Origin of the sequence: Hellea balneolensis DSM 19091 (genome assembly GCF_000428525.1) — a bacterium.
Taxonomy (GTDB): domain Bacteria; phylum Pseudomonadota; class Alphaproteobacteria; order Caulobacterales; family Maricaulaceae; genus Hellea; species Hellea balneolensis.
Window position 1 is genome coordinate 658301 of sequence record NZ_AUAC01000003.1, and the last position, 13397, is coordinate 671697.

The window sequence follows — 13397 nt, forward strand, 5'->3', positions numbered from 1 at the left end:
GAGTCCCCTGATGTTTAATTATGACTTTCCGAACGGCGTTCAGAAAAGACTATGCGGTGGTATGAGTCAAGCCATCAAGCATTGTAAATATGATTTTGCCATTCGGGTGAAAGGAGCTTCTGTTGTCCGCCCGGATTAACAAGGTCACGAATATAGACCTCTATCCCGCCATCATAGGCCGGAAAGAACATAATATTATCGCCGACATCTTGAGGATAAATTCGCGCAGGCCTTTGTCCGCTAAAATTCACATCATATACGGGCATTTTACTTTGATTATTAAGCGAGATGATAGGTTGCTTCACATCCAGTTCGGGGTTGGTGTAGCCGTGAGCCAGACAATCTGCGAGTAAATCAAGCCTGTCTTTGACATCTGTCGCCGTGGTCTTGGCTTGACGCTGTTTGAAATAACGCGCGAGAGCTCCGCGAGATGTATTTTGTAGTCCTTTAGGGAAGACGGTCTTGTCTATATGAATAAGGATTGCATTGCCAACATATTGAGCTTGCACGTAGGATGTGTCCTGAAAATAGCGATTGCGTAAATCTAAGAGTTGTCCGATTTGAATTTCGTTTTTTAGATCATCGCCATAACTTAACTTTGCAATCACGGATGTAAAATGCGCAGAAAGGGCCGTATTCGTGCTAATCCAGTCTTCGCCGCTTTCCGCAAGAACCGTCTTTTTTAGGCGGGAAATTTCTTCGGCTGTGAAATGGATTTTGACAGGCTGATTGTGACTTAGGCTTTTATCCATAGCTTTGATAATGAGGGTTTTTACGAGCCCGCCCATAATCCCTTTAATAGGCATAGGTTTAGGCAAAGCGCGCCGTTTCAAGTCTGCGAGGCATTTCTGCTTTGAACGGCTGTTCCCAAATTTAAACGCATTTAACGCTGTGTGAAAGACAAATTCAGGTCGCTCATTTCCTAAGCTAATAGCCGTGTAAATATCGCCAAAATGCCTCAATATGAGATGATAACCAGCCGCATCGGTTAGCACATGACTAATGGCGACGCCGAATATCATGCCGCCATCATTAAAGGTTGTGAGGGTGAAAGTTGAGAGTAGGGCGCGGCCGTTTAAAACATCTTTTCGTCGCGGTTCATGTACGAAATTAGGTCTTCCGCTTTTCAGGAGGGTTTCGTTCAGATTGTGAGGGTGAGTTTCATAGGTAAGGGAAACGGGTTGGTCTGAAAGTCGAAGGGTTCCGTGTTTTGCCTGATATCGCCCGGATAGAGCTGGGAATTGCGAAATTAATACCGCAACGGATTTTGCTAAAATGTCGGCATCCAAACCGTCTGTGAAGGCATATTGTAGCCCGATATAATTACCATAAAGCAGATGGTTCTCGTCAATGGGACTGACGGAATGAATGGAGGCCTCAATCAAACCTAAAAAGCATCAGGACGAAGCTGTGCATCCGTGCCGCCATCGACATAGATAATGCTTCCTTGCATATATTCTGCCGTATCAGAGAGCATGAATTCTATAACGCCTGCAATTTCATCGGGGGTGGCAACGCGTGTTTTTGGTATAGGAATAGCCTCGACACTCCTACCAATAACAGGGTGATCTGCGGCCCCGCGAAACATAGGCGTCTCTGTCATTCCCGGAGCGATGGCGTTGAGGGTAACACCGATTTGTCCCCATTCAGCCGCACGGCGGCGTACAGCCCGTGCAACCGCATGTTTGGAAACGCCATATGTAAGAGCCCCGTGCGAGTCCCCGATATATTGCATGGCTTGGCCTTCATTGCCGTCCAAGAGACAGCGGACGATGTCGCTTTCAGGGTCTGTACGCATTTGTGCCGAATTTGATGAAATAACGACCACGCGCCCCTGAGTTTTTCTAAGAGCCTCTTTAAATCCATCAAGCAATTCAACGGCGCCAAAATAGTTGACGCGTGCAACAAGTTGGCCATCTTCGATATGTCCGCCTAAGCCAGCGGCTAGGACAAGTCGGTCTATATTGCCTTCACACATCTCTAAAGTTTGCGTAATTGCGGCTTGACGTCCCTCGGTTGTAGAGAGGTCTGCGCTAATAGTTTCGCCTTGCAAATCTATACCTATAATATCGTAGCCTTGTGCTTCGAGCCGCGCTTTCACGCAGGCTCCTATACCGGAAGCGGCTCCTGTAATGACAGCAATTCCCATTCGTTTTCTCACCTTTGAACCTTTTTCGAGTGTAAATTACCACGTTCTATGATGCAAGAGTGAGTTTATATCTATCGTCAAAATGCGTAACAAAAATGCAACTATGCTACGCAAAATGATGATTGCAGGCCAAAAAAAGACGAAAACGCGCATTATTAGCGTAAGTTTTTGCGACTCTTGCATTGCGCCTATTTTCATTTTGGCTTAGGCAATTAGTTAATAAAGGCAAAAAGCCGTATAAATATTCACAGGGGAGAGACAATGTCATCATCTACTTTTAAAGGGCTTACAGCTTTAGCCGTTTCCACTTCGCTGCTCGCCATCAGCGCTCCAGCCTTTGCACAGCTTGATGAGATTATCGTAACAGCTGAGAAACGAAGCGAGAACTTACAAGATGTGCCAGTCGCTATCGCAGCTTTCGATTTGGAAGCTTTAGAAAACAATCGGATTGAAGGTATTGAAGATTTGGGAACGTTCACCCCCGGGGTTTACGTTACGCCAAATCCTGCTGACCCCAACGGCGTGCGCGTCAGCATTCGTGGCATTGGCACATTTGATCCGCAAGTAGGACAAGATAGCCGCGTGGCTATTTATCAAGATGGTGTGTATCTTGGCAAAACACAGGGATTGGCAATTGATATGCCGGACTTGGCCAGGGTTGAGCTTTTGAAAGGCCCGCAAGGTACCCTATACGGACGAAATACAACCGCTGGCGCAATTAATCTTATATCCGCACGTCCTGACCCCAGTGAGTTTTCAGGTAGGTTGACTGCTGAATACGGTAATTATGATCATAAAAAGCTTTCTGCCGCAGTGAATATTCCTATGGGCGGAACAGCTGCGGCTCGACTTTCCGGCCTGTTTCTTGACCGCGGTGGTTGGGTTGAAAATGATGGACCGGGAACTGACTTTGGCGGCGAGAAAAAATATGGACTCCGCGGCGCAGTAGGTTTTGATGTCGGTGAAAGCGTCAATCTTGAGTTCGCAGCTGATTACAATAAAACAGAGAAAGAGCCGCTCTTTTATCAATCACTGACAGGTTTTGGGGAAAATAACCCTCTCTTCGGGCCAGCTATTGGGACAGCCACAGGGCGTCAGGATGAAGTCACCACGAGCTTTGAAAATGAAGCCGGTGACCTTGAGACAAAAGGTGTAACGGCTATAGCCAACTGGAACGTTGCTGACGGTCATGACGTCAAATTCACAGCCGCTTATCGTGAAGTTGAGAGCTCGCGTTTTGTAACTTTGGTTCCAACGGCAAATCCAGCAGTTATTAATGCTATTACAGGCGGCTTTAACCAAGCGATTGGGGCTTTACCATTTGCTTTTGGGGCTGCGCGGCAGCCATTACGCCCTGATTTTGGAACACAGTTTGATGGGTCAACTCCTGATCGGGGGTTATTCCTATCACCGCCTGGCGGATCAAGCTCTTTGGATGATCATAGTCAAACTAGCTTTGAAGCTACCTATAATGGTGAGTTTGCGGACGGACGCTTAGAGTTTACGGGCGGGGCTTTCTATTACGATGAAAAAACAGGCATTAATGGAGGGCAAAACTTTGCCAACGCGAATGATTATCTGTTTGTGCTTGGCCAGTTTGACCCTCGCGTAACCGCGCCAAATATTACAGGATTTTTGACGGCAAATAATGTTCCAGCGGCTGCACAGGGTCCTATTCCTGCTGCGGGTGTATTACTATCATTCTTGCAAACACCACTTGCAGGACAGGCCTTTCCGTTAGTTAATCAGATTGTTGGTAACGGTACGACCTGTCAGCAAACTGGTATGTCTCCAATGGCGGCAAATAATTTCTGCCTCCCGACTTTATCAGTTGCACTTGATGCAGCGCGTCAGACAACAACGAATGATCTTTTTATTGATACAACAGCTTTTGCACTTTACGGACAAGCCACTTGGCATCTGACAGATGATCTGCGGATCACAGGCGGATTGCGCTACTCAGATGAGAGTAAAGATGGTGAGGGGCAAACAAAATCAGTCTTCTTCAACGATAATATAACCCTAACAGGAAACACTATACTTCCGAATTCTGCATCATTTGATGACACAGTTTTAGATCCTTCACTCACAATTGAATATGATCTCAATGAAGATGTGTTGCTTTATGCAAGTTATAAGGAAAGCTTCCGGTCTGGCGGCTTTAACCAAACGGCTTCTGCTGTGCGTTTGCCGGGACAGACTGCTGGTGTAGACTTCGTTTTCGGGTCAGAAAGCAATACGGCCTATGAGGCAGGTTTCAAAGGTGACTTTGGAAATCGCGTTCGCTTGAACGTTGCTGCTTTCTATTATGATTTCCAAGACAAGCAGAACACATTGGCAACGAACCCGTTAATTGCCACTGAACGTATTATTGTGAATGTTGATGATGAAATCTACGGTATTGAGTTAGATGGTCAGTTTGCAGTTACAGATGAAATCACAATGGCGGCGAGTTACTCTTATGTTGACGGTACAGCGGGTGAGATTATCAATCCTTTTACAGGTAATGCTGATCCATCCTCTCGCGAGGAACTGCAAGGTACGCCAAAAAATTCATATCTTCTCTCTTTAAATTATGACGGGAATAATGGCTTTTTTGGTAATGTAAGTTACAGTCATAAAGATAGTGTTCTGCAAGTGCCGGCAAATGATCTACGTCTGCCAAGCGTTAACCTCGTCAATGGTCGAATTGGTTATGATTTTGACATGGCCAATGGAAATACAGCTACTGTAGCATTGTGGGGACAAAACCTTTTAGATGAAGAGTATCTAGTGGATAGTTTACCATTTGAGACCTTCGCATATCGCACACAGGTCTTTGGGCAACCGCGGACATATGGTGCTTCTTTGGGTATCAAGTTCTAAGACGAAGTTCTGGGGGAGAGATGGGGCGAAAGCGGGTCGTTTCGGCATTTGTATCAACAAATGCGGGAGCGGCCCGCTTTACTTAATAAGGATACGTTTATGAGAGGTTTTGTTGCAGCTCTTGGACTTGGGGCTTTTCTGCTCGGATGCCAAAATAGTTATGAGAGTGAAACTGTAAAATCGCCTGAACGCTTATCCCAAGCTGTAAAGGTTTCATCGCAGACCATAGAAGGCGCATACACGCAGCCCAATATTGTTATCCTTCTGGCAGATGATCTAGGTTGGGCTGACCTTGGCTTTCGCGGCAGTGATATTGAGACCCCGCATATTGATAGTCTTGCGCGAGATGGATTAACGCTAAACCGTTTCTATGCCATGCCGATATGCACCCCGACACGCAGTGCTTTAATGACGGCGCGTGATCCCATGAAAATGGGAACGGCCTATGCTGGGTTTCAGCCTTGGCAGAATGGCGGCGTGTCGCCGGATGAGCATTTTATGCCAGAGAGTTTCAAGGCCGCGGGTTATCAAACGGCCATGATTGGAAAATGGCACTTGGGCCATACGATAGAGCCGCTTGTCCCGAATTCTCGCGGCTTTGATCATTTCTTTGGGCACTTAAATACGCAAATTGATTATTTCGATTACACCGTCGCGGGAGGCTATGACCTGCAAGAAAATGGCGTGTCCGTGAAACGTGAAGATCAATATATGACGGATATACATGGCGATGAAGCTGTGCGTTATATTGAAGAACTCCGTGATCCAGAAAAACCCTTCTTTCTATATGTACCATTCCTCGCGCCGCATTCCCCCATGCAGGCCCCGGCAGAGCTTGAGGACAAATATAAGAAACGCCTGAACCGGCCTTTTCCGAAACGCACATATGCGGCGATGGTCGATAGTCTCGATCAAGCTGTAGGCCGCATTCTTGAAAGCTTGGACGCGCAAGGTTTGAGCGAAAATACGTTGGTGTTTTTCTTTTCCGATAATGGCGGGTTGAAAGCCTTTGGGGCCGATAACAGCCCTTATCGCGGTGGCAAGCTTGAGACTTTTGAGGGCGGCATACGCGTTAATGCGATTATGCGTTGGCCTGAGAAAATTGCATCAGGCACAACGACAGAAGATGTTATTTCGGTGATGGATGTCTTTCCGACTTTTGCCGATGCAGTTGGTATTGAGATGAAACATGAGAAGGCGTCAGACGGTCAAGACCGTTGGGAGGCGCTCATGAATTCAGGCGAAGACCCGCGAAATGGGGATTTATATTTTGCGTCCAACTCTCCCATATTCGATAAATACCATGTAAGTGTCATGGAACAGCGTTGGAAGCTTGTACAAATTATTGACCACAAATCGGCTTCGACTGAGGTCGAGAATTTCCTCTTTGATATCACGGCTGACCCAGAGGAAAAAAACAATCTGGCCAAAGATAATACCAAAGTGGTTGAGCGCATGGCCAAAAAGATACTCAAATGGCGGGCCCAGCATCCGATCAATGGTGTTCGCGTGGCTCTCGCCCCGCATCCTGGGTGGCGCGCCCCCAAAGATTATGCCGTATCTGTCATTCCTACTGAGGAGCTTCAAGAGGACTATTTGAATAGCTACACCTCAGGCATGCGCGGTAAAATCTTGCAAAAGCGTCATGGCGATAAAGGAAAGCTGGCCTATGACTAAGCTGACGGATTTCTATTTTAAACTGATAAAACTAATTGGCTATATTCTGCCAATTTTGTTGGTGTTGCTACTGGCCTATAATCATATTCCGGGCTTCAAGAAAAAAGTTCAAATTGCCGCCGTCGATAAAATGGGCGATGTGGGCATGAAACGCATAGCGTCAAATCCTGAGGCAAAAGGCTCTGTCGCTGCGGAATTTATCAACATTCCGATTGAGGCCCGTGAAATATCGGAGGGTATTTGGCAAGCCACAGGCGTCGGGAATGCGCACCTCATTACGACATCCGGGAAAGATGTTCTTTTCGATACGGGTCTGGCCACGCAAGTGCCTAAACAGATGAACGTCTTAAATGAAGCTGTATCAAATTTAGAGCTGTCCCATATAATCGTATCCCATTCCCATGCGGATCATTCCGGGGGCACGAAGTTCTGGCAGGAAGAGGGCATAGAAATTGTTGCACATGCAGAGTTCGAAGAGGAACAGCGCTACCTTAAAGAATTAGAGCCTTATTTTTGGCACCGTAATCGCACGCTCTTTCCCTTCATGCCAGAAGAGCCGCCAAATATTGGCTTGATTGCGACGGGTGGAGTGATTCCGACGCGCCGCATTTATAATGGCCAGCCTTATAAATTTTCCCAAGGCGGCGTTGATTTTGAAGTCCATGCTCTGCCGGGCGCTGAGGGTGCGGATAATATCGTGCTTTGGCTCCCGCAAAAAAAGATACTCTTTAGCGGTGATTTTTTCGGCCCTCTTTTTCCGCAATTTCCTAATATTTTCACCATGCGCGGGGAGAAAATCCGTAAACCTGTGGAGTATGTAAATTCACTCAAAACTATCATTGCACTCGACCCGGACATGATTGTGCCTAGTCATAAAGACCCCATTACCGACAAGGCCGTGATAGAAAGCGGTCTTCTAAAAATACGAGACGCGACGAAGTATGTTCACGATAAAACCGTTGAAGGTATGAATGCCGGTAAAACAGTCGAGCAGCTTATGCGTGAAATCGAATTGCCCGCTAATCTCGCGCTTACGCAAGAACACGGGAAAGTGTCTTGGGCGGTAAAATCAATTTGGGAATATTACGCCACCTGGTTTCATTTTGATAAAACAACAGAACTTTACGCTGTGCCGCAAAGTGAAATCTACAAGGATATTACGACTTGGATGGGAGATGAAATCCCCGCTTTGGCAGATCAATATGTAAAAGCCAATGCGCCAGAAAAAGCGCTGCACCTCATACAGATGTTGTTGCATCATGACCCAAATAACATATCTGCCCTGAGCGTTCAAAAGCAAGCCTTACAACAAATATTGGAGCGTGCTGAGGCGACAACTAATAACAGCTATGAGATTTATTGGCTGAAATACCGCATTAGAGACGCTCAATCTAAATTGGACGCCCAGTGATCTAATCTTTCGCATAGGGTCTCTATCGAACTAAAGGCGAAGTGATTATGGCCTGTCTTTTCTAGCACAATTAATTCAGTGCTAAGCGCATTGATAAAGTCTTTGGGCGCTTTTTTGGGAGGTATTCCAATATCGCGATCACCGAATGCGAAGAATATCGGCGCGTCGATGGCTTGGACTTCTGTCTGAAAACTTCCGCGCATCATACTCATCATGGCAGAGGCTGAATTCATCTCGCAGGAAATGTCTCGCATGCGCTTGGTGAGTTCCGCTGTTTCGCCGCCAAAGGTAATTGACTCGCCGCTGGGCCCGTCGCCGGCGCGTGTATATGGGCCTCCAAATTTAGCAAGGGAGAGCTTTTCCAAATCGCGTTTAAACTTTAGCTCTTGATTGATGTAAGGCTTTTCCACCTCGGATAACCCCCAATCCAATCCACCTGCACTTGAGCCGAACAAACCCAATCCGCAAAAGGGTGCGTGATTTCCTTGTATCAACATGATCATCATCCCGCCCATGGAATGTCCAATCCCTATAACGGGTGAGCCATGACTCCACTGCGCTAAAGCTTGTGCTAGATATCCGGCGGCTTCACGGGGCGTGAAATAAGGATGATCAGGGTGCAGGATATTTGTACGGATTCCCGGATGATCCATTATCAAGACGCTATAACCTCTATCCGTCATGCGATTTGCGAAGCTGTAACCCGGGGCTAGATCAAAATAATCCCGCATCAGGCCGCCGCCAGGTAAGCAAAAAAGAAGCGGTTTATCTGTTATCTCTGCGGGCTCAAAAAGCTTGGCGGTTAGTGAAAAGCCGTCAATATCTGCTGTCAGATCAGTCAAGGCTAAGCTTCCGGCGCGATCTCAATTTTCAAACCGTCATGAGCATCCGTCACTTTAAGCTGGCAAGAGAGGCGAGACCCTTCGCGGATATCAACAAAACCCTCCAAGCCTTCCAGCATATAACCTTCATCCTCTGTTTGCTCACCTGCAATTTCTTTATTCGTAAAATATACATGACAGGTTCCGCAACTGGCCGCGCCACCGCAGGTGCCCTCGACGAGACCTTCGGCTTGTAAGGCTTCCATTAAAGTAATTCCCGTTGCCGCTTGAAGCTCTTTCGTTTCGCCCGTTGCTGTTGTGATGTGTAAACTTGGCATCTTTATCCTCTTTACAGCTTGACTGTGGTTATTCAAAAGCTATTTTCGAACAGCGTTCGGAAACTCCCTAGCGCGGTCGATTATAGAAGGCAAGCGGACTATGACAGGTGTGTTAAGCGGTATCAAAGTTCTGGACCTTTCTTGGGGTATTGCTGGGCCTATGACGGGAATGCTATTGGCTGATCACGGCGCTGATGTAACCCGTATTGAGCGGCCGCAAGGCGACCCTTTCGGTGATTTACTAGGCTACAGAGTTTGGCATCGTGGTAAGAAAAACGCCGTTCTGGATTTTCATACCGTCGGGGATTTAGGCCTTTTCAAGAAACTTGCTGCGGATGCGGACGTTTTGATCGAATCTATGCGGCCAGGTAAAATGAAAGAATTTGGTCTCGATTATGACCAGCTAGCAAAGCTGAACCCCAAACTGATCTATTGCTCTATTTCTGGCTATGGCGATGATGACGATCGCCCCGGATATGACGCTTTGGTCGCTGCCAGTTCCGGCTTGCAATTTGAGCAGCGCGGCTGGGCAGAAGGCGCGCTAAATCACATGGCGGGACGTGAAGACCCCTTTGCGGGCGCTGCCGAAATTGATCCGAACCATGTTCAAGGTGCCAACCGGGAAGGCCCGTTGCACGTGGCCTCAAAATGGCCAAGTATGGGAGCTTTCTTCTCTGCGATTACAGGTATTTCCGCCGCCCTATTTGCGCGGGAAAAAACAGGACGCGGTCAGAGGGTCACAACATCTCTGCAACAAGGCGCAATGGCGTGCGGGTCCGGTGTCTGGCAACGCGCCGAAGATATTGATGCTCAAGGATTTAATACATGGATCATGGGCAGTGCGTCTCCCAAAGGGCATTTCAAATGCGCGGATGATAAATGGTTGCATAATTGGGTGCCTAATCCACGCTTTATCTTAGAAGCCTCTAAAGGCGATACGCTTGATGCCTCGCCGGACCTGAGTGTTCAAAATGATCCCGACCGTTTTGGCATTGGCCCCGAAGAACTTTTGGTCATGGCGCATTATCAGCCTATTTTGGCTGATGCAGTGAAGAAATTTAAGTGTGATGACTGGGTCAAGGCTGCTGCAGATGGAAATATGACTATGCAGCCTTGCCGGAATATCGAAGAGAGCCTTACAGACCCACTTCTCTTAAATGATAATTGCGTAGTAACTATCGATGACCCTGAGCTTGGGCCTATCAATCAAGTCGGGATTACCTACCGCCTAAGTAATAGCCAAGGCGCTATTCAAGGGCCGATGCGCGTAAGCGGCGCTGATACAGAGGCGGTGAAGGCTTATGCGGCCAGCCTTACCGATGCGCATGTTCAGAAAGCTCCGGCTCAACCAACGGGCAAAGGGCCGCTGGACGGTATTCGCGTTCTGGATCTAGGTCTCGCCATTGCTGGGCCATTTGGCTGTCAGCTCTTAGCCGATATGGGAGCCGAAGTGATTAAAATGAATACACTTTGGGACAGTTATTGGCACCGTTGCCACATTGCTTACATGGCTAATCGTGGAAAGAAAAGTTTGGCGGTGATGCTCAAGCACCCCAAAGGTATGGAGGCGATTAAGAAAGTTATCGCGACCTGTGACGTGGTCCAGCATAATATGCGCTATCCCGCGACCCAAAGATTAGGCTTGGATTATGACAGCCTTAAAGAAGAATTTCCGCACCTGATTTATTGCCATTCCCGCGGTTTTGAAGAGGGGCCTAGAAAGAACCTCCCAGGGAATGATCAAACAGGCGCCTGTCTTGCAGGGGTTCAGCATGAAGATGGCGCGCTCCATGCGGGCGGTGATACTCACCCTATGTGGTCATTGACGTCTTTGGGCGATACCGGAAATGGCTTTCTGACAGCGGTCGGGATTTGCAATGCCCTGATGGAGCGCGAACGCACTGGTAAAGGGCAATTTGTGGATACATCAATCGTCAATGCGTGCCTTTTAAATACAAGCTATGCCGTCGCAAAGCCCGACGGATCCGCTGTAGCACGAGAGCGCCTCAATGCCGACCAAACAGGTTATGGTGATTATTACCGTCTCTACGAGTGCAGTGATGGTGTATGGATTCAAGTCGCAGCTATAAGTGAAGCACACAAAGCAGCACTAGATGAAGTGGCGGGTCAGGATAAGATCGCGAGTTTCAAAGCGGCGACAAGCGATGTGCAAATGAAAGTCCTTGCAGATGCGACTATCCCTGCCGCAATTTCAGATGCCGAAGCCTCGCGCCGTCTCTTTGATAATGAAGACTATAAGGCGAAGGGCTGGACGGCTGAATATCATCACCCATATGTGGGTAAGCTTGAGCAAATCGGGCTGACTTATAATCTGTCTGATACGCCGGGCGTTATCGGGACAGCTCCTTTAATCGTCGGAGATTGCACCAAGGCCATTCTTGAAGAGATCGGTTATTCAGAGGAAGAGATTTTGGCGATGGCGAATGAAACGGCGATACTCTGCGATCCACCTTTGCCCGGGCAAAAAGAGATGAAGAACCCGTGGGGCTTGTAGGAAAATCGATTGAGTATCGATTTTCCTACAAGCCGATACAGTGCTTGCGCCGCATCGGAATAGAAAGACTTAGATGAGACCTGACCCCATACAACGCCTGGACACAACACTCTTTTGGGATGCGTGTGAACGCGGTGAATTCGTCGCTCAAAAATGCGAGCCTTGTAATAAGCTTTGGCATCCTCCGCGGCCTATGTGCCCGTCCTGCCATTCACTTGAAAAATCCACGCAACCGCTCTCGGGTAAGGCGAAGGTTTTGTCATGGGTACGACAAGTCCGGCCCGCGAGCTATGGCTTTAAAGAAAGTCCCATCGTTATATTGGTTGAGCTCGAAGAGGGACTTCGGATGGTTTCCAACCTTGTCGGAGATGAACCGCCAATAATCGGTGATGCGGTTGAAGTTGATTTTGAAAAGACTATGGGCGGCAAAGCTGTCCCCGTTTTCAAGAAAGTGGCGACGTAATGGCTAGCGCGTCTCAGCAAGCCTGTATTGTGGGTATAGGGCAAACGGAGTTTTCCAAAGCGTCCGGACGATCAGAGCAGCAGCTCGCTATGGAAGCCATTCTTGCTGCCTGTCAGGATGCAGGCGTTAATCCCGCTGAGATTGACGGCATGACGACATTTGATTTGGACAATACTGATGAAGTTGATGTCATGCGCTCGCTTGGCGCAAAAGAGATAAAATATACGACGCGATTACCCCAAGGCGGCGCAGCGTCTGTGGCAACCATTGTCCATGCCAAGAATGCCGTAGAAAGTGGTTTGTGCGATGTTTTTGTTATCTGGCGCGCCATGAATGAACGTAGTCAATACCGTTTCGGACAGCCGCATCACAGCATGTCTCCTGATGCCCATAGTTCGACATTTATGGAATGGTGTTTCCCCTTCGGCGCTCAAACACCTGCCTCATGGGAAGCTTTATCTTGCGGGCCATATCTGCACAAATATGGTGTTACATCAGAGGACTTAGGCCGGATTGCTGTCATATTCCGCAAAGCGGCTGCGACAAATCCCGCCGCGTGGTTTTATGGAAAGCCTATCACACTTGACGATCATCAAAATTCCCGCTGGATTGTCGAGCCGACTTTGCGCCTTTTGGATTGTTGTCAGGAAAGCGATGGCGCTGTGGCGCTTATCATTACGCGAGCTGATCGCGCTAAAGACCTAAAGCAAATTCCGGTACGTATTTTGGGAGCGGAATATTCGATGTTGTTTAATCACGAGATTATTTCAGACTTTTACGCGGGCGACCTTATACGCACCGAGAATAGCGAAATTGTGGCTGATCGTCTTGAGGCGGCTGCCGGGATCGCGCCTAAGGATACGGATGTCGCGATGATTTATGATAATTTTACGCCGCAAATTTTACGGCAGCTCGAAGGCTTTAAATATTGCGGGATTGGCGAGGCTAATGACTATGTCAAAGACGGCCATTTAGAACTGGATGGGAAAACACCTCTGTCGCCGAATGGTGGCTTGATGGGGGAGGGGTACATTCATGGCATGAATAATATCACCGAAGGCGTTCGACAAATTCGGGGCAATGCTGCCAACCAGATCAAAAATGTTAGAACTGCCATGCTTGCCTCAGGCGTGGCGGGCGCAATCATAGGAGCTTAAA

10 protein-coding genes are annotated in these 13397 nt (G+C 48.0%); 6 read left to right on the forward strand and 4 right to left on the reverse strand.

Features of this window, described 5'->3' with window-relative positions; all coding sequences use genetic code 11:
- Window positions 1-74: 74 nt before the first annotated feature.
- A complete protein-coding gene (locus tag F569_RS0109335) occupies window positions 75-1385 on the reverse strand; it encodes an acyltransferase (RefSeq protein WP_026941979.1) in 1311 nt (436 codons plus the stop codon).
- 2 nt (window positions 1386-1387) lie between these two features.
- A complete protein-coding gene (locus tag F569_RS0109340; RefSeq protein ID WP_154813702.1) occupies window positions 1388-2161 on the reverse strand; it encodes an SDR family oxidoreductase in 774 nt (257 codons plus the stop codon).
- A 249-nt stretch (window positions 2162-2410) separates the two neighbouring features.
- On the opposite strand from F569_RS0109340, the gene F569_RS0109350 reads away from it, so the two are divergent.
- From F569_RS0109350 to F569_RS0109360, 3 genes are all read left to right on the forward strand, one after another.
- Window positions 2411-5014, forward strand: coding sequence for a TonB-dependent receptor (locus tag F569_RS0109350; RefSeq protein WP_026941981.1), 2604 nt, complete (start codon window positions 2411-2413; stop codon window positions 5012-5014).
- Between the two features lie 99 nt (window positions 5015-5113).
- Complete coding sequence (locus F569_RS17390; protein WP_051279671.1) at window positions 5114-6691, forward strand: arylsulfatase B; 1578 nt, start codon at window positions 5114-5116, stop codon at window positions 6689-6691.
- Entirely contained in the window at window positions 6684-8102 is a 1419-nt protein-coding gene (locus tag F569_RS0109360; protein ID WP_026941982.1) for an MBL fold metallo-hydrolase, read from the forward strand. Before F569_RS17390 ends, F569_RS0109360 begins: the two co-directional genes overlap by 8 nt.
- Here the strand turns inward: F569_RS0109360 and F569_RS0109365 are convergent.
- On the reverse strand, window positions 8078-8944 hold the full coding sequence (locus F569_RS0109365) for an alpha/beta fold hydrolase (protein ID WP_026941983.1): 867 nt from the start codon (window positions 8942-8944) through the stop codon (window positions 8078-8080). The two genes, F569_RS0109360 and F569_RS0109365, sit on opposite strands and share 25 nt — an antisense overlap.
- A 2-nt stretch (window positions 8945-8946) precedes the next feature.
- Complete coding sequence (locus F569_RS0109370) at window positions 8947-9261, reverse strand: 2Fe-2S iron-sulfur cluster-binding protein (RefSeq protein ID WP_026941984.1); 315 nt, start codon at window positions 9259-9261, stop codon at window positions 8947-8949.
- Window positions 9262-9361: 100 nt separating this feature from the next.
- On the opposite strand from F569_RS0109370, the gene F569_RS0109375 reads away from it, so the two are divergent.
- The 3 genes from F569_RS0109375 (at window position 9362) to F569_RS0109385 (ending at window position 13396) form a co-directional block, all read left to right on the forward strand.
- Window positions 9362-11776: a CaiB/BaiF CoA transferase family protein gene (locus F569_RS0109375; RefSeq protein WP_026941985.1), complete on the forward strand. Its 2415-nt coding sequence runs from the start codon at window positions 9362-9364 to the stop codon at window positions 11774-11776.
- A gap of 73 nt (window positions 11777-11849) precedes the next feature.
- Window positions 11850-12239 carry a Zn-ribbon domain-containing OB-fold protein gene (locus F569_RS0109380; RefSeq protein ID WP_026941986.1) on the forward strand — a complete coding sequence of 130 codons (390 nt, stop codon included), beginning with the start codon at window positions 11850-11852 and terminating at the stop codon, window positions 12237-12239.
- Window positions 12239-13396: a thiolase C-terminal domain-containing protein gene (locus tag F569_RS0109385; protein WP_026941987.1), complete on the forward strand. Its 1158-nt coding sequence runs from the start codon at window positions 12239-12241 to the stop codon at window positions 13394-13396. The genes F569_RS0109380 and F569_RS0109385 overlap by 1 nt, the downstream gene beginning before the upstream one ends.
- Window position 13397 lies beyond the last annotated feature (1 nt).

Excerpts from the sequence above, each read along its gene's own strand:
- F569_RS0109350 (WP_026941981.1), top strand. The coding sequence starts at position 2,411 with ATGTCATCATCTACTTTTAAAGGGCTTACAGCTTTAGCCGTTTCCACT.
- F569_RS0109385 (WP_026941987.1), top strand. The coding sequence starts at position 12,239 with ATGGCTAGCGCGTCTCAGCAAGCCTGTATTGTGGGTATAGGGCAAACG.
- F569_RS17390 (WP_051279671.1), top strand. The coding sequence starts at position 5,114 with ATGAGAGGTTTTGTTGCAGCTCTTGGACTTGGGGCTTTTCTGCTCGGA.
- F569_RS0109375 (WP_026941985.1), top strand. The coding sequence starts at position 9,362 with ATGACAGGTGTGTTAAGCGGTATCAAAGTTCTGGACCTTTCTTGGGGT.
- F569_RS0109380 (WP_026941986.1), top strand. The coding sequence starts at position 11,850 with ATGAGACCTGACCCCATACAACGCCTGGACACAACACTCTTTTGGGAT.
- F569_RS0109360 (WP_026941982.1), top strand. The coding sequence starts at position 6,684 with ATGACTAAGCTGACGGATTTCTATTTTAAACTGATAAAACTAATTGGC.
- F569_RS0109370 (WP_026941984.1), bottom strand. The coding sequence starts at position 9,261 with ATGCCAAGTTTACACATCACAACAGCAACGGGCGAAACGAAAGAGCTT.